This is a genomic window from Jeotgalibaca sp. PTS2502 (assembly GCF_001975685.1).
Taxonomy (GTDB): Bacteria; Bacillota; Bacilli; order Lactobacillales; family Aerococcaceae; genus Jeotgalibaca; species Jeotgalibaca arthritidis.
The window spans coordinates 807,453-833,482 of the sequence record NZ_CP019433.1 but is presented as its reverse complement, the minus strand read 5'-3'; the positions used below and the strand labels follow the sequence as shown (position 1 = coordinate 833,482).

The window sequence follows — 26,030 nt, the reverse complement described above, 5'->3', positions numbered from 1 at the left end:
TGTGCAAGCTTGTATTTAAGAGAATGAAAATTAGCTTTGACAGTTTATGAGAAATTTGAAATAAAAAGAAGGTCCGTGTCAAATGTGCTATAATAACAAAAAATAGATTTACAAGAGGTGGAGTATGAATTTTAAACAATATAACTTTCAGCCTTTTATTGAAGATGCTCTTGAAGAATTAGGGTTTAAAGAACCAACTGATATTCAACAACGTATCATTCCTATTATTCAAGCCAATAAAAGTGTTGTCGGTCGATCGCAAACAGGATCGGGAAAAAGCCATAGTTTCTTATTGCCGATTATAAACAAAGTAGATGCTACAAAAGATGACGTTCAAACAGTTATCACTGCGCCTAGCCGTGAGCTAGCTGAACAACTCTATCAGGTAGCATTACAATTAGCCGCTCATGCTGAACAAGAAATCAGAATTGTTAATTATGTGGGCGGAACAGATAAAAAACGTCAATTAGAAAAATTAGAAAACAGCCAACCACATATTGTTATTGGAACACCAGGCCGTATTTTAGATTTGATTAATGAACAAGGATTAAAAGTCCATACAGCGTCAACCTTTGTTGTCGATGAAGCAGATATGACCCTAGATTTAGGATTTTTACATGACGTTGATCAAATTGCTGGTCGATTACCGAAAGATTTACAAATGTTAGTTTTCTCGGCAACGATTCCTCAAAAACTACAACCATTCCTAATGAAGTATATGGAAAAACCACAAGTGATTAATCTAGAACCTAAAAATATCATTGCACCATCTATTACAAACTATTTGTTACCAGCAAAAGGGAAATCTAAGATGGCTGTATTAGAAGATGTTTTAGGAGTTGGACAACAGTACTTTACCTTAATATTTGCTAATACCAAACAAACTGTTAACGAAATTGCTGATAGCTTGAAGGAAAAAGGCTACGATTGTGCTGTTTTACATGGAGATGTACCAGCTCGTGAACGTAAACGAATTATGAGACGTGTTCATAATTTAGAATACCAACTAATGGTTGCAACGGACTTAGCAGCTCGTGGGATTGATATCGAAGGTGTGTCACATGTTATCAACTACGAGATTCCAAAAGATAGTGACTTTTTCGTTCACCGTATTGGCCGTACTGGACGTAATAATTTACCGGGAACTGCGATTACCCTCTATTCGCCAGATGAAGAAAAAGCAGTGAATGAATTAGAAGGAATAGGTATTCATTTCCAGACTGTTCGGATTAAAGATGGTGGCTTTGAAGAAGTTGATGACCGTCGTAACCGTGATCGTGACCGCAAGTTGCCTAAGAGCCAAACTGAAGCAGATCCACGTATTAGAGGTATGGTTAAGAAGGCTAAGAAAAAAGTAAAACCAAATTATAAGCGTAAATTAAACGATCAAATCAAGAAGCAATTGAAAAAGAATAAAGGTACCGATTTCAATCGTAAGAAAAAGAAATAAGTATGTTATTGTTCATACAAAAGGAGCTGGATTTTTTTCAGCTCCTTTCCTATAATTATTGTACAAACGCCTTTTTTTATTCTGTTTTTTAGGTAATATTTTTCAGATAACTTTTAATTCCTTTATTATACATATAGATGACAATAATCAACAAAATCAGGGTTTGAGCACCTGGTTGAATACCAAAACTATTCATAATGGCTAATAGTGACATAGGTACGACTGCTGCTGTCATAATCATCTTCCAATTTACAGCAAAGGGAAGGCGTATTCTCATAAAGGATGTCCATAGATTAGCAAAGATAGTTAAATAAAGCAGGTAAAAACTAGCTTCTATAAGGCCTGCTAGAAAACTAAATAGAATAAGCAGAGGGATAAATAACCACCCGATTTGACTAAACTGCAACAAAAAACTTCTGATAAACTGATCAGTTGTACCGTTCAAATCTTTGTAATTAAAAGCAATCGGACGATTAGATGTATAGACGGTAATCGCATCTTTTCCAAAAACAATCCCTATGGGAGCTGCTTCAATTGCTCTTGTTTTCAAGTTGTCATCATATTTTTGGTTAGGATCAATAATCAGAGTGACAAAGTCAGTTTGACTAACAATCGCTTTCTCTAGGGTAGGTTCAAAGACAATCTGATCATTTTCAATAGTGAAAGAAGGTAAATGGGCTTCTGTACTTGCCATATTACTTGCTAAAACATCGTATTGAAATAGTCCCGATGAAAAATAAGGGATGGCGGTAAAAAAGCAAATCATTAGGTATAAAGCAATGGATTTTCGTTTACTTAAATCCATCGCCCGCCATAATTCACCTGGATTGAAGAAGCTCGTTTTGATTAAAGTTAAAAGGGCTATGGGGATCACTCATTTCTTTTTAAATACGTTCTTACACTAAGCTTATCGAAAAATAAATGAAAAGGCAATTCAGAAAAATAAAGGAATATGCTTTTTACTTTGAAATATATAGTGCATCGTGGTAATCTTATATTAGATTCAAATTTCAATTTTTAGGAGGAATTTAGAAATGGCATACACTTTACCAGATCTACCATACGATTACGATGCATTGGAGCCACATATTGATACTGAAACCATGCATTTGCACCATGACAAACATCACGCAACTTACGTGAGCAATGCGAACGCAGCATTGGAAAAACATCCGGAATTGGCTGAGAAATCAGTTGAAGAATTGCTAGCTGCAATTGATTCAGTACCTGAAGATGTTCAAACAGCGTTAAGAAATAATGCTGGTGGTCACGCAAACCACAGTTTATTTTGGGAAGTTCTTTCTCCAAATGGTGGCGGAGAGCCAACAGGCGCAATCAAAGCTGCAATTGATGAAGCTTTCGGAAGCTTCGATGCATTCAAAGAAAAATTTGCAGCAGCAGCAACAACTCGCTTTGGTTCAGGTTGGGCTTGGTTAGTTGTAACTGACGGTAAATTAGAAGTAACCTCTACACCAAACCAAGACAGCCCATTAATGGAAGGTAAAACACCTGTATTAGGCTTAGATGTTTGGGAACATGCTTACTACTTAAACTTCAAAAACGTTCGTCCGAACTACATTAGCGCATTCTGGAATATCGTTAACTGGGATGAAGTTAACAAACGTTACGAAGCAGCTAAATAGCAAACAAAAAAGCCACTCTTTGAGTGGTTTTTTTGTAGACTAGGGGATTATAAGTTCAGCCATCAATGTCTAGCTCCCAAGTCCTGGCCTACTGAAAAAAAGATAAATTTGCCCCATTGCGCGCTTCGCTGCTCATTCAGGGTCAAATTTCCTATTTTTTCATAGGCCAAGGCGGACTTGTCCGCTTTTTTTGTGCTTACTTTTTACGACGTTTGACTAGACTGATTATTAGAACAGTCACAGAGCCCGCTATTGAAATGGCAATACCTTCTTTTAAATAAGGCGTCATATAGGAAAGGGTAATGCTATGCTCTCCTGGCGCAATATCTGCACCCATTAATCCATTTAAGACAGGGAATGTTTGTGTTTTTTGGCCATCGATATGTAACTCCCAACCTTCAGAATAGGGAATGGTCATCATAAAGACAGTATGGTCTGGCGATGATGTTAGCGTTCCTTCGATATGGGTCTGGCTAAAGGTAGAAATATTAAGGCCATTATCTTGAATTTTGTTAGCTAACGCTTCAAATAAGTCACTTCTAAAGCGAAACACGCGTAAGTCTCGAATGGTTAGACTATCTTCTAATAAATCAAATCCAAAGCGAATGGTTTCACCTTTTTGCCCACTAGCGACATTGATAATCTGATCGTTACGATAGGTTTTATAGTAGGCGAGTCGTTCGCCATCTAAAGTGAGTGTGGCATCTTCATCATCAATTCTAGAATCAAGTGTCAGATAATAGGACCCATTTGTTTGTGGCGTAAATTGAAATTCAATGCTCGCATCTTTGGTGGAATCATTTTTTGTGTAGGTCTGATTAACGGATTCCGACGCTAAACTAGATACATTTGATGTTACAGTTGATTCGATGCCGATTTCTTGATAATAGGACGAAAGTAGAGCATCGATTGTCATTGCCTGTAATAGGCGTTCTTGATTGCCAATCGGATCATTATCTTTTAAATTAACGTCTTTAATAGCATCTGGTACTGCGAAAGCTAGTGAAAAGGCGTTAGGATTTTGATAAATACTCGTTCGGTAATTTTCGTTTACTTTTTGGTAATAATTAAAATCTCGTCTTGTAGAATTAGGGAAAATCTTATAAACGGCTGCGCTGTTTTCTAAATTAGAAGGCAAGTCATTATTCTGAGCTAAATACTTAATTGTAAAAAAAGCATCTGTAAAAAGAGTTCCTGATGAATAAGAAACGAAGCCATTACCATCTGGAAAACCAAGATAGCCATATAGTTCAGGTACCTCTTTTTCGAAAGTTGAACTGAAATGTGAGGCAGACGGATAATTGGCCTGGAAGCTGTCATTTTTTGACCGTTGAAAGACCTTTTCGATTCGGTAAAACTCATCATCTTGGGGTCGAATTCCTTGCAATAAGTCATCTAGAACGAGTTGGTAATCACTAAAAGCTGACATTTTAACATAACTCAATCGACTCAAATTAATAGCCGCATTGGTCGTCATTTCAATGCTTACCAGTAATAATAAGACAATTGGCATCCATTTATAATCGACTTCCTTTAATAAGAGTAAAATAATCATTGCGATAAGAAAGAGAGCCGTGATCAAAACTTGAATAGGGATTACAAAGTCAAATTCGAAATCTAGTACATACAAAGCACTAGCTGTTTGAGCAAGTAGAAGTAGGCAGGCGAATGTTAATGGGAAAGACTCTATTTTTTTAATACTTCGATAGCCGTTTAAAATAAAGAAAAAACATACTAAAAACGAAAAACGATAAGGATACCAAATTGGATTTTGGAAACCATGCCAAATTTTATTTAAGTATTGACTGTTCATCGATAAAAAGAAGATGATGACTAGTATGAGAGAGGTTAATTTTTCTCTTAATGGAAAATATTTGTTAAAGAAATAAAATAAAAAGCCAATTAAAGCGAGGCTTCCGACAAATAAATTAGGATAGCCACTCGGCATCTGATCGAAATTAAAAGAGCCGACATAAATTTTAGACAACAATTCAATAAAAGGATAGTCAAATCCCCAATTAATAGTGTCTGAAGCGTAGCTTGCCTTTCCTCCTAGTAATGAAATGAAATTAGGGAGGAGCGAAAAGGCAGCAAGTGTTGCTGCTAAAATGGAATAAAAGGCAAAGCGAACAGTTTGCTTAAGAAGACCTTTAAAATGATGGCTAGTTTCTTGTTTGGATAAGGCGAATATAAAATAAAAACATAAAAACAAGCAAATCATATAGCCAATATAATAATGTGAAAATAACATAAGAGCGAGACTGAGACTATAAGTTAGGCCACTTTCACCATCAATGAGCTTTTCTAAACCCAGAATAATAAGGGGTAATAGAACTAAGCCATCTAACCACATAACATTTAACTGGTTGGCAATAGTATAACCCATTAAGGCATAAGATAAGGCAAAGGCAGTCACTAAATAGTCATTGCCATCGAATCGTTTTATTAAGAGGTAGGCAAATGATAAACCGGAACATGATATTTTAAGTAAAATTAACAGTGTTACACCAACAGCCAATAATCGCTGAGGGAAGAGTAAGAGTAAGAGGTTGAACGGGCTGTTTAAATAATAACCCCATAAACCGACCATGTCACCGCCGATACCTTTTACAAACGAATAAAAAAACGCTTGAGGTTCATGCAGGATGGTGTGACGATAATAGCTGTAAAAGTCAACGTATTGTTGACCCAAGTCAATAGTAAGCAAGGTGCTATTACCAAAAGGAAAGACACCCATAAAGATGTAAATCAATCCTAAAATAGTAAATGGCATGAAAAATGATAGGAGTAATAATTTCTTTTTCTTATCGATGCCGTCAAACGTCAACATAAAACAGTGTCTCCTTTCGAAATAATCATCTGAATTATAAAATAACACAGTTGGCTTTTTAATGCACTGTTTCCTCTGGATAATCTTATAGTAACCTTATATTTTAAACATTGTCTAGCTAATCTTTTTTGTTATAATAGGGTATTGAAAAAGAAAATTATATAGGAGTGTGGACATTGGGAAAGTCTAACCAAAATCAAAAGAAAAAGAAGTCTCACATACCTTTTCGTTTGAATTTACTATTTTTTATTGTATTTGCGCTGTTTTCTACGATTATTGTGCGTTTAGGATACTTGCAAATTATTAGAGGCGAAGAATTTGAAGCCATCGTTAGAAGAACTGAAACAACCAATGTGACGCAAAGTGTACCAAGAGGATTAATTTATGATCGCAACGGTGAAGTGCTAGTTGGGAATGAGGCACAACATGCGATCATTTTTACCCGAGGAACAGATGATACGGCTGCTAATATGGCAGAAACAGCCCGTAAATTGGCTGACATTATTACCGTCGATGTAGAAGGATTAACGGAACGTGATTTGAAAGATTACTGGGCTGCAAGCAATCGTGAGGGACTCTTGGATCGATTAAGTGATGATGAAAAGGCGCTGTCTGGTGATGAGATTTACGAAGTTGAACTTTCTAAGATTACAGCGGAAGATATTGCCTTTTCTGATGTTGAGAAACAAGCCACTGCTATTTTCAAAAGTATGAATAGTGCAACTGCATTGACTACTGTAAATATTAAAAATACAGCTGTAACCGACAAAGAGTTGGCAATTGTTAGTGAGAATATTAGCCAATTACCTGGGATTGACGTTTCAAAGGATTGGACGCGTGTTTATCCGCATGGCGATTTGTTAAAAACCATATTTGGTGGTGTAACCTCAGAAAAAGCGGGTATTCCAACCAACTTAGTTGAAAGTTATTTGGCAAAAGGTTATGCAAGAAACGACCGTGTAGGAAATGCCTATTTAGAACAACAATACGAAACCGTATTAAGAGGAACAAAGGCACAATATGAGACAGTCACCGACCAAGATGGCGAAACAGTAAAGACGACACAAACTTATATTGGTAAACAAGGTGATAACTTGCTGTTGACCATCGACATTCAATTCCAGCAGCAACTAGAAGACATTGCAACAAATTATTTAGCTAGCCAAACAGATGCTTGGGGAGACCGAATTTATATTGTGGCGATGAATCCTCAAAATGGTGACATTTTAGGGATGACAGGGAAAACAATTGATAAATCAACAGGTGAAATATCTGACAGTGTTCACGGTGTGTTGAATGAAAGTTTTATTATTGGATCCTCTATGAAGGGGGCTACTGTTTTAGCAGGTTATATGGATGGTGTTATTTCAGAAACAGATAATACGATGATTGATGAACCGATGAAATTTGAAGCAACAAATAAAATTGCATCACTCTTTAATCAGTCTTACAACAACCGTGTGTCACTTAGTGATATTTTAGCACTTGAAAAATCTTCTAACACCTATATGGCAAAAATAGCTATGATGATGGGTGGTAAGTATACCTATGAATATGAAGAAAAAATTGATATGGATGCTGAACTAGCCCTATCTAAACTACGATCTTATTACGCTCAGTTTGGCCTAGGTGTTCGAACAGGTATTGATTTACCAGCTGAATCAACTGGATTTATTGGTCAATTAGAAAATCCAGGGCAAGCCCTTTTCGAATCGTTCGGTCAGTTTGATAACTACACTCCAATGCAGTTGGCGCAATATATTTTGACTATTGCCAACGGCGGAACGCGTTATGCACCACGATTAGTTAAGGAGATTCGTGGAACAGACAGCGATGGTAGTTTGGGACAAGTAGAATTGGTTGTTCAACCCAAAGTTATGAATGAATTGAATGTTAGTGATGAAGCAATTGCTCGTGTTCATCAAGGAATGTGGCAAGTGATGCATAGTCCGACTGCTGCCTCAACACGTGTTTTTGGTGCTAACTATAAAAATAGAGCAGCCGGTAAAACAGGGACAGGGGAGTCATTCTATCAAGGAAATGTGAAGTCTTTGACTGGGGAACAGACAACAAACTCAACATTTGTTGCATTTGCCCCCTTTGAAAATCCAGAAATTTCAATTGCAGTGGTTATTCCCTATTTATTGAATGATAATTCACCAGCTACTGTCATAGCCAAGGAAGTATTGGATGCATATTTCGGAGATTAAACAACAAAAAAAGTAAGTAGAATCTTTTTTGAAGATTCTACTTACTTTTTTACATTATTCCATAGTTATGGTGTCCAAAATAATATAATAACCCATATCTTGTGAGAGTTCGTAGTTACCATATTGTAATTTTGAAGTTAAATTATTCTCTTCTAAATAGTTTTGAGCCGACTCAATATCGTCTATTAATCCGGCGTTAAGAAGATTTTGAAGAACAACTGATGAGGGTTGCCCTTCATCGATTGTGAAAATGATAACGTCATTATTGACAGTCTGTTCTTCTTCAACATTATCACTATTACTACTATCTTCAATAGTTGTACTATCAGTTGCTTGGTCAGACTCGGCTTCGTCGCTTGTTTCGCTAGAATGATCTGTTTCTTCATCGACCTGTGTTGCCTGTAGTTTCTCATACTCACTAAGCAGTGACTCATATTGCTCTTTATAGTTGATGTCATCGTTAGCTGATTCAGTATGCTGACCGTTATTAACTTCTGCTTTAGATGAGGGCATTAATACTTCATAAGCAGATAAAAACAAAGCTGATATAAAAAAACCTAGTGCTAAAAATCGTAATCTATCTTTAATCATGGTCTATCCTTTCTAAACGAAAGCTGACTAGTTCGTGCTCTCTTGATGGTTATCAAGAATAAGTTGAACAGTGGTTTCAGGAAGAACCAGTTGTTCAGCAACCTCATCAATCGTTTTTCCTTTTTGGTGAAGCGTAATGGCATGCTGTTTGGTAATAGCATTTAGTTTTTTTATAGGGAGCTCTTCTGGTTCATTGTTCTCTTCTTCAGAAAGTGATTTCTCTATTGCAGCAATGCGGTTTTTAAGGCCATGCATGTCTTCTGTCATTTGAAGGGTAAACGTTCCAATCTCAGTTAGTAAGGCATGATCATCTTCCTTAGCGAAGAATGAGATTATTAACAGTACTACGGCAATAACTAGTAATATAATAACAAGTATCCATAAATTCATCTTTTCACCTCTATTCTAAACAAGTGGTCACTTATAACATTTTAATGAAATGAGAAACTTTCTGCAACTAGAAGTTAGCTCTTTTTTTTCTTTGGATTTTGTGTATAATAAATAGTGTTGTCATAAAAGACTGGATTATCAGTCTTGAAAATGATACAATGCAACAAGTAAGAAGATGAAAGACTCTTCAATTTTCTTATGTTTGGAGGTTTGACCAATGAGATTAAATATTAATTTAGAATGTACTGAATGTAAAGAGCGTAATTATCTTTCTAAGAAAAACAAACGTAACAATCCAGATCGTTTGGAATTGAAAAAATATTGCCCACGTGAAAGAAAAGTAACGCTTCACCGTGAAGTAAAATAACAACAGGGCTTCCTGTTGTTTTTTTATTGTACGAAAGAAAGGGGTTTCTTAGGTGAGTAAACAGAAAATCAGGAAAGACATGTTTCACCAATTAAATGATTTAGAAGAAGAAAGACGTCTTCAATACAATGAAGATTTGCTTCACCAACTCATGCAAACAACAGAGTGGCATGAGGCTGAATGTATTGCTATGACACTATCTCGACCACCAGAATTAGATACCCAATTGGTCGTTGAGGCTGCTTGGCAATTAGGAAAACAAGTTGTTATTCCATTTAGTGGTAAGAACAGCGTACTTTCGTTTTTTATTTATGAACCTACTACGGAGTTAGAACTGAGCTCTTATGGTCTGTTAGAGCCTAAAAAACGCTTAAATCCGATTAATAAAAGTGATATTCATCTTATCATTGTGCCGGGTCTTGCCTATGCAAGTGAGGGCTACCGAGTGGGGTTTGGTGGCGGTTTTTATGATCGTTATTTAGCTGATTATGGTGGACGTACAATCTCTTTACTCTATCCATTTCAATTAAATCGAATAGTAGAAGATGTCGTTGAACCCTTTGATATTGCCGTAGAAAAATTGTTGATTGCTTCCGAATAATTTATAATGGAAACATGACTAATCAGGAGGCAGTATAATGGAAAATTTTAATATTAGAAAAAAATTCCGTAGAAAAAGAGCCGTAATGACCTATCTTTTTTTAGCTATTCAAGTGCTTGCATTTGTTTTAATGACCATTTATGGCGGTAGTGAGAATGCATTTGTTTTGTATTTATTTGGTGCGAAAGTAAATGAGGCTATCGCCTTTGGAGAAGTTTGGCGCCTTATTACGCCGATTTTCTTACATATTGGTTTTATGCATTTATTAATTAATAGTATTACGCTTTATTTTTTAGGGATTGAATTGGAATTGTTGTATGGTAATCTGCGGTTTGCGCTGATATATTTGTTAGGCGGCTTGATGGGAAATGCCATGAGTTTTGCCTTTACACCAAATATATCAGCTGGTGCAAGTACATCCTTGTTTGGCTTGTTTGCAGCAGCGGTTGTATTGGGACGATTGTATCCTTACAATCCAGCTATTCGCAATCTTGCTCAAGGGTTCATGGCGCTAATTATTATTAATTTTATTTCTGGCTTAACCAGTTCGTCCATTGATAATTGGGGGCATTTAGGTGGTGCAATTGGTGGAGGTTTAGCGGCTTGTTTTATAATAGCACCGCACTTAGAAACTGTTGATCGCTCATTTAGAATAAAAACGGTTTTGGGTTATATTCTTGTGTTTTCAGTGTTAATAGCCATCGGATTCTTCCGATATGGTGTGATATAATAGATTGAGAAAGACGTATAGGAGGCGTTGGGTTTGTCATCAAAAATTTTGGGAATTGATTTGGGAGGAACATCAGTAAAACTTGCTATTTTAACAAGTGAAGGGGACATTCAACAGAAGTGGAGCATTGCAACCGATATATTAGATGGTGGCAAGCAAATTGTTCCAGATATTATTGCATCCATTAACCATCATTTAGACCTTTATCAATTAACGAAAGATGATTTTAGTGGTATTGGTATGGGTTCTCCAGGCGCAGTTGACGGTAATAAAAAAACAGTCACAGGTGCATTCAACTTAAACTGGAAAGAGACGCAAGACGTTGGGAAACAAATTGAGGAAGCAATCGGCTTACCTTTTTATATTGATAACGATGCCAACGTTGCGGCTTTAGGTGAAAAGTGGAAAGGCGCAGGAGCAGATGATTCAGATGTTGTTTTTGTCACACTTGGAACAGGAGTTGGTGGTGGTATTGTTCTGAATGATCAATTGATTCATGGGACAGCTGGGTCAGCAGGTGAAATTGGTCACATGACCATTGAACCGCATGGCTTTGATTGTACGTGTGGGAAAAAAGGATGTTTAGAAACGGTGGCATCAGCTTCCGGCGTTATCAATTTAACTCGCCAGTTCTCTGAAAGCTATGCAGGAAAGTCTGAACTAAAAGTTTTAATTGATGATGGTGAAGATATTACTTCGAAAATGGTCTTTGACTTTGCAAAAGAAAACGATGCATTAGCAGTTATGGTTGTTGATAAATTTGCCTTTTATTTAGGTCTAGCATGTAGCCACTTAGGAAACAGTTTGAACCCTAAATATATTATTATTGGTGGCGGTGTTTCAAATGCTGGTGACTTCTTAATTGATAAGGTGAAGAAGAACTTCGAAGAATTTACTTTTCCAAATGTTCAACAAACAACTAAAATTAAGTTAGCTGAACTTGGAAATGATGCTGGTGTTATTGGAGCAGGCTACCTTGTAAAAGCAAATCAAAACTAAGATAAAAAATGGCTAGGATTATTGTCCTAGCTATTTTTAATTGTTAGTGCATATGAAAAGGTATAGAAAAAAAGCCTTTTATTGTGTAGAATGAGAAGGTATATTGATAGATAGAAAGGACTAGAACAGATTATGACGGGTTTAGATATTTTTTCAATCATTGTATGGGGTGGTTTAGTAGCTTATGCCATCTATTGGTTATACCGTTTTATCGAAAGAAAAAACGCAGCAACAGTTTTAACACCGGAAGAATTCCGCAAAGATATGCGTAAAGTTCAAATCGTTGACGTAAGAGAACGACCAGAATTTGAAGCAGGCCATATTTTAGGTGCAAGAAGTATTGCATTTACGCAATTCAAAGAGCGTTACTTAGAAATTCGTAAGGACCAACCAGTGTACCTATACGACCAACGCACTGCTTTAAGCGGACGTGCTGCTGCTCTTCTTAAGAAAAATGGTTACGATAAAGACCGTATTTTTATTCTTAAAGGCGGCTATGATAACTGGGACGGAAAAATTAAAAAAGGTAATTAAAAAAAGGTTAGCTGAAGAGCTAACCTTTTTGTGCGATTTTTATTATAAATTGACGAATAGGGAATATATAACTGAAAGAAGTGCACTTCCGACCATTGCAAATAGCATAACCCAAATAACAATTTTTGCCATTCTACTTTGTTTAGAAGCTGTTTTTATTTTTTTACTCACAATTTACCCACCTTTTTGCTAGAATTCATCTGTAGTTTACAATAATATTGCGTAAATGTAAATGTTTTCCAGTCAGATCTCATGATTATTCAATTTTATATGAAAGTATCCTTTCCATTTTCTTTATTTTTTGATAGGATTATCCTTATAGTATTATGTGTTTAATATGAAGGGAGCATTAAATATGTCTAAACAACAAATCGGGGTTGTAGGGATGGCCGTAATGGGCAAGAACTTAGCTCTTAATATCGAAAGCAGAGGTTATTCTGTTTCTATCTTTAACCGTACGGCATCAAAAACAGAGGCTGTCATTGCTGAACATTCTGACAAAAAATTAGTTCCAACTTATACAATAGAAGAATTCGTAGATTCATTAGAAAAACCAAGACGTATCCTATTAATGGTACAGGCTGGGGCAGCAACTGACAAAACGATTCAATCCTTACTACCTCACCTGGATAAGGGTGATGTGTTAATTGATGGTGGAAATACCTTCTATCAAGAAACGATTCGTCGTAATAAAGAGTTAGAAAACTCAGGCGTTAACTTTATTGGAACAGGTGTATCTGGTGGAGAAGAGGGAGCGTTAAAGGGTCCTTCAATTATGCCTGGTGGACAAAAAGAAGCATATGAATTAGTTGCTCCAATCTTAGAACAAATCTCTGCAAAAGCAGAAGATGGCACACCATGTGTTGCTTATATTGGTAGTGATGGTGCAGGGCACTACGTGAAGATGGTTCATAATGGTATCGAATACGGTGATATGCAGTTAATCGCAGAATCATATGATTTGATGCGTCATTACCTGAACATGTCTGTAGAAGAAATTGCTGCAGTCTTTAAAGAGTGGAACGAAGGCGAGCTTGACAGCTACTTGATTGATATTACCGCTGATATTCTAACAAAATATGACCCAGAAACTGGCAAACCAATGATTGATATTATTGTCGATCGTGCGGGTAATAAAGGAACTGGAAAATGGACATCGCAAAGTGCGCTTGACTTAGGTGTTCCACTACCACTTATTACAGAATCTGTTTTTGCTCGTTTCATCTCTGCTCTAAAAACAGAGCGTGTTGAAGCAAGCAAAATTTTACCTGAAGTAACTGTTGCAACAGGAGATATTGATAAAGCAGCATTCTTAGAAGATATTCGCAAAGCTCTTTACTTCAGTAAAATTATGAGCTATGCGCAAGGATTCTCTCAAATGCGTATAGCAAGTGAAGAAAATAATTGGGACCTTAATTATGGTGAAATTGCTAAAATTTGGAGAGCTGGCTGTATCATCCGTGCTCGTTTCCTACAAAATATTACTGATGCGTATGAAAAAAATGCTGGCTTGAAAAACTTGCTTCTTGATGAGTATTTCACAGCGATTACGAAAGACTATCAAGCATCTGTTCGTAAAGTTGTTTCGACAGCAATCCTTTCTGGACTACCAGTTCCATCGTTAGCATCTGCCGTTGCTTACTTTGATTCTTATCGTGCAGAAACATTGCCTGCTAATATTATTCAAGCTCAACGTGATTACTTTGGTGCGCATACTTATGAACGTACCGACAAAGAAGGTTCATATCACTTCGAATGGGATAGTGAAGTCGAAGTTCCTCAATAGAAACAATCAATCAGGCAGCAGATAGCTTGGCTATCTGCTGTCATTTATGTGTAAAAGTTAAAAAAATAAACATTTTTACGTATTCAAAGCAAAAAACTAGCGATTTGGATGCGCTTTTTGTGATTGATATGTTAGAATGAAACTAGAATTTTATTATAAAAATATAATGTTTCATATAATGGAATAAAGGGTGAATACAATGGAAATAAATGAAAAGCAACGTATTTTAATCATTGAAGATGAAAAGAATCTTGCTCGTTTTATTGAATTAGAGTTAAAGCATGAAGGTTATGAGACAGAAATTTGTTATAACGGTCGTACTGGTTTAGAGGCTGCGCTAAATTCAGATTGGGATTTAATCCTGCTAGATTTAATGTTGCCTGAGCTAAACGGTATTGAAGTTTGCCGTCGCTTGAGACCAACTAAAAATGTACCGATTATTATTATGACTGCTCGTGATTCTGTCATTGACCGCGTATCTGGTTTAGATCATGGGGCTGATGACTATATTGTAAAACCATTTGCAATCGAAGAGTTATTGGCACGTATCCGGGCTTTACTACGTCGTATTGACATTGAAGAAGAACAAAGAAAAGTAAAACAAACCACTGTTACTTACCGCGATTTAGTTATTGAAAAAGAAAATCGTATTGTTCGTCGTGATGATGAGCCAATCGAACTAACAAAACGTGAATATGAATTGTTATTGATCTTGATGGAAAATGTCAATGTCGTTTTATCCCGTGATGTTTTATTAAACAAAGTCTGGGGTTATAAGTCTGAAGTTGAGACAAATGTTGTTGATGTTTATATTCGTTATCTGAGAAATAAAATTGATGTTCCAGGTAAAGATAGCTATATTCAAACGGTTCGTGGTACAGGCTACGTGATGCGTTCATTAAATTCATGATAGGATGACGACTATGCCGTATAGAAAGAAAGTGACAACAACGTCCGTTCGCTGGAAATGGGGCTTACGGTTGACGATTGCTTTCATTACATTGTTTTTGTTTACATCTTTATTTGTTTTAAATAAGATTCACGAAGAATTGTATGAAAGAGAACGTCAGTATGCTGGAGAATTAGTCACGTCAGTTTCTGAAACTCTTAGTCAGTTTGAGACCACCTTGACGGAGAACAATGTCACTAGTTTAATGGAAAAGGTTTCGGCCTCTACGACAACCAAGGGTGTTTTGAAGATTGACAATGTTCCTTTTCTCGACGAATTAGAAAATCGAGGTATTACCATTCGCGTCTTTAGTCCAGAGGGTAGTTTACTCTATGAATCAAGACGAACCAATACGAACTATCAACGGGTATCTGGTTTTTATCTTAACCAAACCAAGCTCAATAATCGCGACGCCTTTATTGGTGGCGATACAATCGTTACCAAACAAGACTCAAAATTGTTAGGCTATGTCCAAATTATGTTCCGTCTGACGCAATATCATAATCTGGTTGCCAAAAATAATAAGGATGTCTTCTTATTTATGGTAGTCGGTATGTTGATTTGTATGTTGTTGGGATATGGTTTTGCTCAGTATTTCTTCCGTCCAATCAAACATATGGTTGATACGATGAATGATATTACTGAAGATACGCTGTCACAATCTCGAATTGTTGTCAAATCAACGAATGCTGAAGATGAGTTAACTGATTTGTCTGAGAAAATTAATGACTTGTTGGACAAGATGGCCTTATATGTTCGTCAGCAAAAGCAATTCGTTGAAGATGTCTCTCACGAACTAAGGACACCAACTGCCATAGTAGAAGGACATTTAAAATTATTGAACCGTTGGGGTAAAGATGATCCCCAAGTTCTTGATGAATCACTATCGGCATCGCTAAATGAGATCACGAGGATGAAAACTCTCGTTCAAGAAATGCTGGATCTTTCAAGAGCCGAGCAAGTTCAAATGCATTACAAAAATGAAATTACGCCAATCAGAGAAGTAGTTGAGCAAGTTTTCCATAACTTTGATATGTTATACGAAGATTTTTCGTTTTTCTTTGATGACGATTTAGATGAAGAGCGATATATCAATATTTATCGCAATCATTTAGAACAGATTCTGGTTATTTTATTAGATAATGCCGTTAAATACTCAACTAACCGTAAGGAAATTCATATTTCTGTATCCGAGACATTGTCGCGTGTCCAAATTGCCATTCAAGATTTTGGTGAAGGAATGTCACAAGAAGATCAACAACGCATCTTTAATCGTTTTTACCGCGTTGATAAGGCCCGATCTCGTGAAAAGGGCGGCCATGGATTAGGACTTTCAATTGCTAAGGAGCTTTTAGAAGGTTATAAGGGTGACATTTCAGTAGAGAGTGTGTTAGGACATGGAACGGTCTTTAGAATCCAACTCCCATTCATCGTTGATTATAAAGTTGAAGATGAAGTCGATGATGACTAAAAAAGCTGCTGAATCATAGATTCAGCAGCTTTTTTCGTTTAGTCACGTTTATTTTGTTGTTTACCAGCATTTCTACCAGATGATTTTTTCGAAAGTTGTTGAGCAGCTGTTAATGTCTTAACTGGTTTTTTATCAGCTGGCGACACAACTTTTGCTTGTTTGATTGGTTTTTTAATTGGATTTCTCTTCATTTCTTCCTCAACCTCTGCTTTAACGCGAGGTTTAATCAAACTATTTTGGATAAGCGTTTGAGCAACTGCGAAGATACCGCCTGCAAGCCAATAAAGAGCTAAACCTGCTGGTGATGACCATGAGAAGAACAGAATCATCAATGGGTTCATCAGCATCATTGACTTCATTTGACCGCGTGTTTCCTCTGGCATTCCTAGCATAGATACATAACCTTGTCCAAAATAAGCAACACCAGCTAGAATAGCGAGCAAAATACTTGGTGATCCTAGGTTAATACCGAAGAACGTACTCTCAGAAATTTGAGGAGTTAAGTTAACGGCTTGATACATAGCAGTAAAGATTGGCATCTGAATTAAAATCGGTAAACAGCCAACTCCACCAGTCATGCTGATGTTATTCTCTTTGTAAAGAGCCATCATCTCTTGTGAAACAGCATTTTTTTCTTCAGGTGTGGCAGCTTCCTTTTGACGACGTTGGATGTCCTCAAGTTCAGGTTTAATGTAACGCATTTTTTCTTGTTGAACCATGGATTTTTTAATTTGGCTAAAGTTCAACGGCATAATGATAATGCGTACGATAATGGTGATTAAAATAATCGCCAAGCCATAATTACCACTAAACAATTCAGCTAACCAGACAATTAATTGTCCTGTTGGAACAACCATATACTCATAGATAAAACCAGTTGGGTTTCTATTATCATCATACTGCATACATCCTGATAAGAAAGTCAGAACTGCCAGCATTTCTGCTGAGAATAGAAGTGTTTTCTTATTTAATTTCATGTCAACATTCCTTTGTTAAAAATTCATATGTTACTCACTATACAGGAGTAAAGGGGTTATTTCAATTGGTTATTTTGAAGCTTATGAAATTATCAAGCTTTTCAGAGTCAGTGATGTCAATTGTTTCGACTTTAGAGAAAGGGGTAGGGTTGTTTTTTAACTTAGTAATAAAGCGTTCCATTTGCTCATCAGATCCTTGAGCTTCAATGTAAACAGAGCCATCGTCTTGATTAGCAACTGTTCCCTTAATTTCAAGCTCATCTGCGAGCTGCTTGGTGACATAACGGAAGCCGACACCTTGCACGCGTCCTTTAACAACTATCATCTTTTTTTTCATTTCAAAACACCTCTCGAATCGTAATGTTTCACTAATACTGTTCTTTTTGTTATATTTTTAGTGTACAGATTGGATACGTTCCAGTCAATTTTAAAGTGAAGCGAAAAGAGAGGGACAGTCATGTATCAGATTTTTTTTACAGAAGGCGAATATGAACCATGGTGGTTTTTTGAAGATTGGCAGTCTTTAATCATAAAGAAAATTGATTATCCTGATTTAAATGACGCTAAGATCGCTTATAGAGAGTTTACACAGGAGTTAGCGAATCAGTATCCCTATCAAAAGGAGAAAGAGCCCTATTTAGCTGCCTACTGGTGCGAAGAAGAAATGGTTTATTGTGAGTCTTGCGAAGATGACATCCAATTGTTCCACGGTGTTATGTTATTGAAAGATGAAAAAGTTTTAGAATAAGTGCTATCATCTAATGAACAGGTCGAGACAATGGTCTGGACCTATTTTTATTGCTGAAAAAGCGACTTAATCATGTATAATAACATACAGATAGAAAATAGTAGGTTTATATAGAAAAGAGTGAATACATTGGCAAGAACACCAACCAATCGAAATAAAACGAAACGAAAACCAAAAAAGACAAATAAGGTTTCTTATGAATTAATAGGCATTCTCTTTGTTTTTTCAGCAATATTAGGGATCAGCAAGCTAGGCTTTGCTGGTGTTTTAATGGCAAACTTTTTCCGTTTCTTTTTTGGTGAACTATTTATCCTGCCTCTAGCAATGTTTGGCGTGTATGGATTATATTTACTAATTATGGGACGAGAACCACGATTAAGAAAACAATATGTCCTTGCTATTTCGCTACTTTTATTAGCAGGAATGTTATTTTTACATGCTCAAACCTTCCAGCATGTCATGGCATCAGAGGGATCATTGTTTCAAATTACCCTCATGCGTTTTTTATCCGATGTTAGAACGAGTGTAATTTCGGGTATTATGGGCGGCGGTATGATAGGAGCGATTCTTTATCAATGCAGTCATTTTCTTGTGTCACAATGGGGAACCTATACCTTAGTTGCCTTTATGGTGTTTTTCGCTGTATGCACCTTGTTTGGCATGGATACCCATGATGTGATGACTATAATCAGAAAAATAGCGATGACGATTTATGGTGGTTTATACCGCATTTTTAATCCGCTTTTTATCAATTTGAAATCTGCGATTAGTGATAAGACAAGTCAAATGAAACAAGTTAACCAAAAACCATCTGTTGTAACCGATAATGGTCGTTTTGACTCTGTTGAAGATACAGAAGAAGAATCAACTGATGAGTCTGAAGGTTGGTTTAGTCGCACTAAAAATAAAATCAAAAAAGAAGCAACGGCCGTTATCGCAGAAGACGATATCAGTTTGGATAGTGAGCCTAAGCAAACACGTCTAACCATTGATAGCTATCAAAAAGAGACTGATACTAAAACCGTCCTTCCAACACCCAAAGCAACAGCTGCGCCATCCGAAGACCAACAAGCCCCAGAGGCTGAAGAAGATGAGGATAATGGTGAAGTTCTGGATTTTGAGATTACTGAAGAAACAGAAAATAGAGATTATCAACTGCCACCTGTTAGCTTGTTGAAGGATATCCCACCAACAGATCAATCTAGCGAGTACGCTATTATTGAGAATAACGTGAAAGTGTTAGAAGAAACCTTCGAAAGTTTTGGTGTGGACGCGACTGTTCGTAAAGCTAACTTAGGACCAGCCGTAACAAAATACGAAATTCAACCTGCTGTTGGTGTAAAAGTTAGCAAGATTGTCAACTTAGCCGACGATTTAGCATTAGCGCTCGCAGCCAAAGACATTCGTATTGAAGCCCCAATACCAGGGAAATCGTTTATTGGTATCGAAGTACCTAATAGCGAAGTCAGTACGGTTTCTTTCCGAAGTATCTTAGATGTCAATCATGAGAATGATAAGTTATTAGAAGTACCATTAGGAAGAGACATCTCTGGTGTTGTTCAGTATGCAGACTTAACTAAAATGCCTCACATACTGATTGCAGGTGCGACAGGTAGTGGTAAATCTGTAGCCATTAACGGCATTATTACGAGTATCTTAATGAAGGCGAAGCCTAATGAAGTTAAAATGATGATGATTGACCCTAAAAAGGTTGAGTTAAATGTCTATAACGGTGTGCCACACCTGTTAACACCAGTTGTTACAAACCCACGTAAGGCAGCTCAAGCTTTGCATAAGGTTGTTGCTGAAATGGAAAGACGTTATGAGTTGTTTGCAGGCACGGGTATGCGTAATATCGATGGCTATAACGAATTAATTATGTCTTATAATGTGGAAAAAGGGGAGAATAATCCTACGCTTCCTTATATTGTAGTCATTGTTGATGAGTTAGCAGATTTAATGATGGTAGCAAGCAATGAAGTGGAAGATGCTATAACACGTCTAGCTCAAATGGCGCGTGCGGCAGGAATTCATATGATTCTTGCCACTCAACGACCAAGTGTGGATGTTATTACCGGTATCATTAAAGCAAATGTGCCTTCTCGAATTGCCTTTGCTGTTTCAAGTTCGATTGACTCACGTACGATCATTGATGGTAGTGGTGCAGAAAAATTATTAGGACGAGGCGATATGTTATTCCGACCAATGGGTGAGAATAAACCTAGACGTGTGCAAGGGGCCTTTATTTCTGATTGGGAAGTAGAGAATGTCGTCACTTTTGTTAAGGAACAACAAGAGCCTAATTATGTTGAAGAGATGATGCAACTCGAACCAACTGCTTCTACAAGTGAAGAACCGGAAGATGAGTACTTCGAACAAGCACTCGAATTTATCATTGAAGAAGAAGCTGCGAGTATTTCGAAACTACAACGTAAATTCCGTATAGGTTATAACCGTGCTGCTCGGATTATTGATGATATGGAGGCAAGAGGCTATGTTGGACCAGCTGACGGTAGTAAACCTAGGAAAGTGAACGTCACTTTCGAAATGTTAAATGAAAGTTCGGATTCTGACCCAAAATAACAGAATTCAACACTTTTACATCGCGGTGAAACGATTTCAAAATGAAAAATAAATGAAAAAAGTTATAACCATATTTCCTATTCGAAAGAACTATGCTATTCTTTCATTAAGCGAGGCACGTACTTGCAAAAAAAACGAGTAGTTTCTACTCAAAATGGAGGGTTTATAGTGAGAAAGCAAAAATTTCTTAGCTTACTGACATTAGGTTTAAGTACAGGAGTACTTCTAGCAGCATGTGGCAATGATGGTGGATCAGACACAAGCAGCGAAGTAGAACAAAGTAGTGAAGTAGGTAGCGAAGCAAGCGCTAATGATTTTACTACAGTAATGGTTACAGATATTGGCGGTGTTGATGATAAATCGTTCAACCAAAGCGCATGGGAAGGCCTACAAGCATGGGGCGAAGAAAATGGTAAATCAGAAGGTATCGATGGTTACAACCACATCGTATCTAACAGCGATGCTGAATTTATCACGAACCTAACAACTGCAGTTAACAGCAACTTTGACTTAGTCTTTGGTGTTGGCTACAAATTGAAAGAAGCAATGCAAGAAGTTTCTCAAACTTACCCAAACACAAAATTTGCTATTATCGATGATACAATCGAAGGCGAAAACACAACATCTGTATTGTTTGCAGATAACGAAGCAGCATTCTTAGCTGGTGTTGCTGCTGCAATGACAACAAAAACAAATAAAGTAGGTTTCGTAGGTGGTATGGAAGGTGTCGTTATCGACCGTTTCGAAGCTGGATTTGTTGAAGGTGTTAAATATGTTGACGAAGCAATCGAAGTAAACGTTCAATACGTTGACTCATTTGATGATGCAGCTCGTGCAAAATCAATTGCAAGCGCAATGTACTCAGATGGCGCAGACATTATCTATCAAGCAGCTGGTAACGCTGGTAACGGTGTATTCTCAGAAGCTCGTGATATTGTAGAAGCTGAACCAACTCGTGAAATCTATGTAGTCGGTGTTGACCGTGACCAACAAGAAGAAGGAAAAATCACAATTAACGGTGAAGTTCGTGATTTAACATTGACATCTACTGTTAAAGGTGTAGGTGTTGCTGCTCATGATATCGCTAATCTTACAATGAACGGTGATTTCCCATCAAACGAAGTTATGACTCTAGGACTTGTTGATGGCGGTGTTAGCTTGACTGACGGCGTATTAACTGAAGACGTTATAACTGCAGTACGTGAAGCAGAACAAAAAGTTATCAGTGGTGAAATTACAGTAAGTGAAACACCAGCAAGATAATCAAATCATATAACTAGTTAATCCCTAGGGGGCTGAGACGTTTGTCCCAGCCCTCTTTTTATACGTTAATATTTAGATTACTGCAATTATTAGATTTTTATTATTATTAAACGTCATAGACATAACGTATAATGGGAGTAGTACATTTGATGTTAGGGTAGAGAAAAGGAGGAAGAGCCATGACGGAAGAAAACTATGTCATAGAAATGCTTGGTGTAACCAAGGCTTTTGGAACGTTTAAAGCTAATGATGACATTCATTTGAAAGTCAAAAAAGGCGAAATACATGCCTTGCTAGGTGAAAACGGAGCAGGGAAATCTACTTTGATGAACATTCTTTCTGGATTATTACAACCAACAAGCGGTTCAATTAAAGTAAATGGCAAAGAGGTAGAGATTAGTTCTCCTACAGTGGCAGGGAAATTGGGAATTGGTATGGTTCACCAACATTTCATGCTTGTAAAGGACTTTACAGTTACGGAAAATATTATTTTAGGTAATGAAGAAAGTCGTATTGGGATTTTAGATCGCAAAAAAGCTCAAAAGACCATTAAAGGCTTGTCAGAAAAATATCACCTGCATGTTGATCCAACTGCTAAAATCGAAGATATTTCAGTGGGGATGGAGCAACGTGTTGAAATTCTTAAAACATTATATCGTGGCGCAGACATTTTGATTTTTGATGAGCCAACAGCTGTATTAACACCTCAAGAGATTGACGAATTAATGCTGATTATGAAGGGCTTAGTTAAAGAGGGCAAGTCAATCATCCTGATTACTCATAAACTAGATGAAATTAAGGCTGTTGCCGACCGAGTAACTGTTATTCGTCGTGGTAAGAGTATTGATACAGTAGACGTGGCCGCAACATCAAAACAAGAAATGGCAGATATGATGGTAGGTCGTTCAGTTCTATTTAAAACAAATAAAGCTGAATCAAATCCTACAGAAACTGTCTTAGAAGTTGACAATATCGTTGTTAAAGAAAGTCGCGGACTTGAAGCCGTTAAAAACTTAAGTTTGACATTGCGTGCTGGTGAAACAGTTGGTATTGCAGGTATTGATGGCAACGGACAATCTGAGCTCATTCAAGCTATTACAGGTTTGAAGAAAGTAGAGAGCGGAACTATTAAATTGAATGGAAAAGATATTACCAATTTACCGCCACGTAAAATTACCGAGTCAGGTGTTGGTCATATTCCAGAAGACCGTCAACGTCATGGCTTGATTTTACCAATGACTTTATCTGAGAATATCTCCCTACAAAGTTACTATAAAGAACCTTTCAGTCACAACTTCTTCCTTAATGAAAAAGAAATGGACAACTATGCGGTTCGTTTAATTCAAGAATTTGATGTGCGTACGCAAAGTGAAAAATCAACGGCAGGCTCTCTATCTGGTGGGAACCAACAAAAGGCTATTATTGCGCGTGAGGTTGATCGCGATCCATCATTATTAATTGCAGCTCAACCAACTCGAGGGTTGGATGTCGGGGCGATTGAATTTATTCATAAACGCTTGATTGAACATAGAGATCAAGGGAATGCAGTTTTATTAATGAGTTTTGAGCTAGATGAAATTCTAAATGTTTCCGATCGCATTGTCGTTATCTATGAAGGGCAAATCGTTGCTGAAGTGAAGCAATCAGAGACTTCAGAACAAGAGTTAGGTTTATTAATGACAGGTACTCCTTTGGAACAAGCAAGAAAAGAACTACAAGCAGCAAAGAGCAAAGGAGGTAGCAGTCATGAATAAAAAATTACAAATGGATCGTTTGCAACAATACGCTGTTCCTTTGTTATCGATTGTTTTAGGGATTTTAATTGGTGCGATTATCATGTTGGTTTACGGTTATGATCCAGTAGCTGGCTATACAGCTATGGTAAGAGGCGCATTATTTACTCCCTTTTATGTGGGACAAACACTTCGTCAAATGGCACCTTTAATTGTTATTGCACTTGGTTTTGCAGTAGCTAATATTGCTGGTTTCTTTAATATCGGGGTTGCAGGTCAAGTGTTAGTGGGTTGGTTATCTTCTATTTGGGTAGCAACCTTGTTCCCAGATTTACCAAGCTTTATATTAATGCCGTTATCTGTTTTAGCAGGAATGGTGGGAGGCGCAATTTGGGCAGGTATTGCCGGCGTGCTTCGTGCATTCTTTGATACAAGTGAAGTTATTGTCACGATTATGTTAAACCACATTGCGTTACATGTCGTTAATCATGTGATTCGTAATGTCTTAACAGAAAACAGCGATTCGACTGCTCGTATTTCTGAAGCAGCAAGCCTACGTATTCCATTTTTAACAAGCTTAACAGATAATTCTACGATTCATGGTGGGATTTTTATCTCATTTATCATGGTATTTGTCGTATGGGTATTGATTAACAAGACAACAGTTGGGTTTGAATTACGCTCTGTTGGGTTAAATACTGATGCTGCTGACTATGCAGGTATGAACGCTAAGAAAAATATTATTCTAGCGATGCTTCTTAGTGGTGCATTAGCAGGTTTAGGTGGCGCTATGGAAGGACTAGGTAACTTCCAAAATATCTTTACACAAGGTGCGATTCCATCTCTAGGTTTTGATGGTATGGGTGTAGCCTTGTTGGGAGCAAGTAATCCAATTGGTATTTTATTCTCAGCATTCTTGTTTAGTGTATTGAAAACAGGTGGTTCAAGTATGCCACTTATTGCTGGTGTACCAAATGAAATCGTTGATATTGTTATTGCTTTAATCATCTTCTTTGTTGGGGCAAATTATATTATTCGTCTATTGATTACAAAAACCAAACAGACTAAAAAGAAAGAGGTGGCGTAGATGGATATCATTACACTTCTGACTATTGTAGTATCGAATACCTTGATGTATTCTGCACCTCTTATCTTTACAGCATTAGGTGGAACATTCTCTGAACGAAGCGGTATTGTTAACGTTGGGCTTGAGGGAATCATGGTTATGGGAGCTTTCTCTTCCATTGTCTTTAACCTAAGTTTCGGCGAAAGCTTTGGCTCAGCAACACCGTGGTTTGGCCTCATAGTAGGTGGATTAATCGGTGTCGTTTTCTCTCTTATCCATGCTTTAGCGACTGTTAATTTAAGAGCAGACCATATCGTTTCAGGAACGGCTTTAAATATGTTGGCACCATCTTTAGCTGTTTTCTTAACGAAAGTACTCTATGATGGAAAAGGACAAACTGATTTTGTTGTTTATAATTTTGGTAAACGTAGTATTCCGTTTCTAAAAGATATTCCTGTTATCGGAAGAATTTTCTTTACTGATATTACAATTGCGGCTTATGTTGGTATTTTAGCTGCAGTTCTTGCTTACTTCATTATTTTTAAAACAACATTTGGTTTGCGTTTACGTTCAGTTGGGGAGCATCCTCAAGCAGCTGATACGTTGGGAATCAATGTTTATCTGATGCGTTATGCAGGGGTAATGATTTCTGGTTTGCTTGGTGGTATTGGTGGAGCGGTTGTTGCTCAATCAATTACTTTAAACTTCTCAGTAACGACTATTGCTGGGCAAGGGTTTATTGCTATGGCAGCAATGATTTTCGGTAAGTGGAATCCTATTTCAGTAATGGGAGCAGCCTTATTCTTTGGATTTGCTCAAAGCTTGAGTGTCATTGGAAATTATATTCCGATTATTCAAGACATTCCTGGTATCTACTTAAGTATCCTACCATATGTTTTAACAGTCATTGTATTAGTTGGATTCATAGGTAAATCAAAAGGTCCTGCTGCTAATGGGACAACATATATTAAAACAAAATAAAGACTTACGGGGCTTGAGTTTTCTCAAGCCTTTTTTTGTTTTTTTGAGTTTGTAAAAGTAGGGCAAGTAGAGTATAGTTTTTATATGTGTATAAACACTTTAGGCTATTTTGAAAACTAATAAGTATT

Annotated in this window: 24 protein-coding genes; 17 read left to right on the top strand and 7 right to left on the bottom strand. The window is 37.0% G+C overall.

From position 1 onward, the window contains the following. Positions 1-124 precede the first annotated feature (124 nt). A complete protein-coding gene (locus BW721_RS04070; RefSeq protein WP_076766370.1) occupies positions 125-1,450 on the top strand; it encodes a DEAD/DEAH box helicase in 1,326 nt (441 codons plus the stop codon). Between the two features lie 88 nt (positions 1,451-1,538). Here the strand turns inward: BW721_RS04070 and BW721_RS04065 are convergent, their stop codons facing one another. After that, positions 1,539-2,324, bottom strand: a complete 786-nt coding sequence (locus tag BW721_RS04065) for a DUF1189 family protein (RefSeq protein ID WP_076766368.1) — start codon at positions 2,322-2,324, stop codon at positions 1,539-1,541. A 160-nt stretch (positions 2,325-2,484) separates the two neighbouring features. Between BW721_RS04065 and BW721_RS04060 the strand changes: the two genes are divergently transcribed. After that, on the top strand, positions 2,485-3,093 hold the full coding sequence (locus BW721_RS04060) for a superoxide dismutase (protein ID WP_076766366.1): 609 nt from the start codon (positions 2,485-2,487) through the stop codon (positions 3,091-3,093). Positions 3,094-3,289: 196 nt separating this feature from the next. Here the strand turns inward: BW721_RS04060 and BW721_RS04055 are convergent, their stop codons facing one another. Continuing rightward, a complete protein-coding gene (locus BW721_RS04055; RefSeq protein ID WP_076766364.1) occupies positions 3,290-5,923 on the bottom strand; it encodes a YfhO family protein in 2,634 nt (877 codons plus the stop codon). Between the two features lie 176 nt (positions 5,924-6,099). On the opposite strand from BW721_RS04055, the gene BW721_RS04050 reads away from it, so the two are divergent. Then, positions 6,100-8,133 carry a penicillin-binding transpeptidase domain-containing protein gene (locus tag BW721_RS04050; RefSeq protein WP_076766362.1) on the top strand — a complete coding sequence of 678 codons (2,034 nt, stop codon included), beginning with the start codon at positions 6,100-6,102 and terminating at the stop codon, positions 8,131-8,133. Positions 8,134-8,187: 54 nt separating this feature from the next. Here BW721_RS04050 and BW721_RS04045 read toward each other — a convergent pair whose 3' ends face one another. Together BW721_RS04045 and BW721_RS04040 are read right to left on the bottom strand one after the other, a co-directional pair. Further along, positions 8,188-8,724, bottom strand: coding sequence for a hypothetical protein (locus tag BW721_RS04045; protein ID WP_076766360.1), 537 nt, complete (start codon positions 8,722-8,724; stop codon positions 8,188-8,190). A gap of 27 nt (positions 8,725-8,751) precedes the next feature. Continuing rightward, complete coding sequence (locus tag BW721_RS04040) at positions 8,752-9,114, bottom strand: hypothetical protein (protein ID WP_076766358.1); 363 nt, start codon at positions 9,112-9,114, stop codon at positions 8,752-8,754. Positions 9,115-9,331: 217 nt separating this feature from the next. Between BW721_RS04040 and rpmG the strand changes: the two genes are divergently transcribed. The 5 genes from rpmG (at position 9,332) to BW721_RS04015 (ending at position 12,345) form a co-directional block, all read left to right on the top strand. Further along, positions 9,332-9,481: a 50S ribosomal protein L33 gene (rpmG, locus tag BW721_RS04035; RefSeq protein ID WP_076766356.1), complete on the top strand. Its 150-nt coding sequence runs from the start codon at positions 9,332-9,334 to the stop codon at positions 9,479-9,481. Between the two features lie 52 nt (positions 9,482-9,533). Further along, entirely contained in the window at positions 9,534-10,082 is a 549-nt protein-coding gene (locus BW721_RS04030) for a 5-formyltetrahydrofolate cyclo-ligase (protein WP_076766354.1), read from the top strand. 37 nt (positions 10,083-10,119) lie between these two features. Beyond that, positions 10,120-10,812: a rhomboid family intramembrane serine protease gene (locus BW721_RS04025; protein ID WP_076766352.1), complete on the top strand. Its 693-nt coding sequence runs from the start codon at positions 10,120-10,122 to the stop codon at positions 10,810-10,812. A 33-nt stretch (positions 10,813-10,845) separates the two neighbouring features. Next, positions 10,846-11,811, top strand: a complete 966-nt coding sequence (locus BW721_RS04020) for an ROK family glucokinase (protein WP_076766350.1) — start codon at positions 10,846-10,848, stop codon at positions 11,809-11,811. 132 nt (positions 11,812-11,943) lie between these two features. Further along, the gene (locus BW721_RS04015; protein WP_076766349.1) at positions 11,944-12,345 is read left to right on the top strand and encodes a rhodanese-like domain-containing protein; all 402 of its coding nucleotides are present in this window, start codon (positions 11,944-11,946) and stop codon (positions 12,343-12,345) included. A 42-nt stretch (positions 12,346-12,387) separates the two neighbouring features. Here the strand turns inward: BW721_RS04015 and BW721_RS04010 are convergent, their stop codons facing one another. Continuing rightward, positions 12,388-12,453, bottom strand: a complete 66-nt coding sequence (locus tag BW721_RS04010) for a hypothetical protein (RefSeq protein WP_232222963.1) — start codon at positions 12,451-12,453, stop codon at positions 12,388-12,390. Between the two features lie 247 nt (positions 12,454-12,700). Here BW721_RS04010 and gndA point away from each other — a divergent pair, with 247 nt between their 5' ends. The 3 genes from gndA to BW721_RS03995 all read left to right on the top strand — a co-directional run bounded on the left by gndA (position 12,701) and on the right by BW721_RS03995 (position 16,551). Continuing rightward, positions 12,701-14,131, top strand: a complete 1,431-nt coding sequence (gene gndA / locus BW721_RS04005) for an NADP-dependent phosphogluconate dehydrogenase (RefSeq protein WP_076766346.1) — start codon at positions 12,701-12,703, stop codon at positions 14,129-14,131. 199 nt (positions 14,132-14,330) lie between these two features. Continuing rightward, positions 14,331-15,041, top strand: a complete 711-nt coding sequence (locus tag BW721_RS04000; RefSeq protein WP_076766344.1) for a response regulator transcription factor — start codon at positions 14,331-14,333, stop codon at positions 15,039-15,041. Between the two features lie 13 nt (positions 15,042-15,054). Beyond that, complete coding sequence (locus tag BW721_RS03995) at positions 15,055-16,551, top strand: sensor histidine kinase (RefSeq protein WP_232222942.1); 1,497 nt, start codon at positions 15,055-15,057, stop codon at positions 16,549-16,551. 38 nt (positions 16,552-16,589) lie between these two features. Here BW721_RS03995 and yidC read toward each other — a convergent pair whose 3' ends face one another. Both yidC and BW721_RS03985 read right to left on the bottom strand, forming a co-directional pair. Continuing rightward, a complete protein-coding gene (gene yidC, locus BW721_RS03990) occupies positions 16,590-17,528 on the bottom strand; it encodes a membrane protein insertase YidC (protein ID WP_083686775.1) in 939 nt (312 codons plus the stop codon). A 61-nt stretch (positions 17,529-17,589) separates the two neighbouring features. Beyond that, positions 17,590-17,865, bottom strand: coding sequence for an acylphosphatase (locus BW721_RS03985; RefSeq protein ID WP_076766341.1), 276 nt, complete (start codon positions 17,863-17,865; stop codon positions 17,590-17,592). Between the two features lie 120 nt (positions 17,866-17,985). Here BW721_RS03985 and BW721_RS03980 point away from each other — a divergent pair, with 120 nt between their 5' ends. The 6 genes from BW721_RS03980 (at position 17,986) to BW721_RS03955 (ending at position 25,902) form a co-directional block, all read left to right on the top strand. After that, on the top strand, positions 17,986-18,276 hold the full coding sequence (locus BW721_RS03980; protein WP_076766339.1) for a DUF1033 family protein: 291 nt from the start codon (positions 17,986-17,988) through the stop codon (positions 18,274-18,276). A gap of 129 nt (positions 18,277-18,405) precedes the next feature. Beyond that, positions 18,406-20,859, top strand: coding sequence for a DNA translocase FtsK (locus BW721_RS03975; RefSeq protein ID WP_076766337.1), 2,454 nt, complete (start codon positions 18,406-18,408; stop codon positions 20,857-20,859). 168 nt (positions 20,860-21,027) lie between these two features. Further along, positions 21,028-22,122, top strand: a complete 1,095-nt coding sequence (locus BW721_RS03970) for a BMP family lipoprotein (protein ID WP_076766336.1) — start codon at positions 21,028-21,030, stop codon at positions 22,120-22,122. Between the two features lie 179 nt (positions 22,123-22,301). Then, positions 22,302-23,876, top strand: a complete 1,575-nt coding sequence (locus BW721_RS03965) for an ABC transporter ATP-binding protein (RefSeq protein WP_076766334.1) — start codon at positions 22,302-22,304, stop codon at positions 23,874-23,876. After that, positions 23,869-24,942, top strand: coding sequence for an ABC transporter permease (locus tag BW721_RS03960; protein WP_076766332.1), 1,074 nt, complete (start codon positions 23,869-23,871; stop codon positions 24,940-24,942). Before BW721_RS03965 ends, BW721_RS03960 begins: the two co-directional genes overlap by 8 nt. Next, complete coding sequence (locus tag BW721_RS03955; RefSeq protein ID WP_076766330.1) at positions 24,943-25,902, top strand: ABC transporter permease; 960 nt, start codon at positions 24,943-24,945, stop codon at positions 25,900-25,902. It begins immediately after the preceding gene. The last annotated feature ends 128 nt before the right edge of the window (positions 25,903-26,030 follow it).

Coding starts and splice junctions, on each gene's coding strand:
- BW721_RS04070 (WP_076766370.1), top strand. CDS start 125: ATGAATTTTAAACAATATAACTTTCAGCCTTTTATTGAAGATGCTCTT.
- BW721_RS04060 (WP_076766366.1), top strand. CDS start 2,485: ATGGCATACACTTTACCAGATCTACCATACGATTACGATGCATTGGAG.
- BW721_RS04055 (WP_076766364.1), bottom strand. CDS start 5,923: ATGTTGACGTTTGACGGCATCGATAAGAAAAAGAAATTATTACTCCTA.
- BW721_RS04045 (WP_076766360.1), bottom strand. CDS start 8,724: ATGATTAAAGATAGATTACGATTTTTAGCACTAGGTTTTTTTATATCA.
- BW721_RS04040 (WP_076766358.1), bottom strand. CDS start 9,114: ATGAATTTATGGATACTTGTTATTATATTACTAGTTATTGCCGTAGTA.
- rpmG (WP_076766356.1), top strand. CDS start 9,332: ATGAGATTAAATATTAATTTAGAATGTACTGAATGTAAAGAGCGTAAT.
- BW721_RS04025 (WP_076766352.1), top strand. CDS start 10,120: ATGGAAAATTTTAATATTAGAAAAAAATTCCGTAGAAAAAGAGCCGTA.
- BW721_RS04015 (WP_076766349.1), top strand. CDS start 11,944: ATGACGGGTTTAGATATTTTTTCAATCATTGTATGGGGTGGTTTAGTA.
- gndA (WP_076766346.1), top strand. CDS start 12,701: ATGTCTAAACAACAAATCGGGGTTGTAGGGATGGCCGTAATGGGCAAG.
- BW721_RS04000 (WP_076766344.1), top strand. CDS start 14,331: ATGGAAATAAATGAAAAGCAACGTATTTTAATCATTGAAGATGAAAAG.
- BW721_RS03995 (WP_232222942.1), top strand. CDS start 15,055: ATGCCGTATAGAAAGAAAGTGACAACAACGTCCGTTCGCTGGAAATGG.
- yidC (WP_083686775.1), bottom strand. CDS start 17,528: ATGAAATTAAATAAGAAAACACTTCTATTCTCAGCAGAAATGCTGGCA.
- BW721_RS03985 (WP_076766341.1), bottom strand. CDS start 17,865: ATGAAAAAAAAGATGATAGTTGTTAAAGGACGCGTGCAAGGTGTCGGC.
- BW721_RS03980 (WP_076766339.1), top strand. CDS start 17,986: ATGTATCAGATTTTTTTTACAGAAGGCGAATATGAACCATGGTGGTTT.
- BW721_RS03965 (WP_076766334.1), top strand. CDS start 22,302: ATGACGGAAGAAAACTATGTCATAGAAATGCTTGGTGTAACCAAGGCT.
- BW721_RS03960 (WP_076766332.1), top strand. CDS start 23,869: ATGAATAAAAAATTACAAATGGATCGTTTGCAACAATACGCTGTTCCT.
- BW721_RS03955 (WP_076766330.1), top strand. CDS start 24,943: ATGGATATCATTACACTTCTGACTATTGTAGTATCGAATACCTTGATG.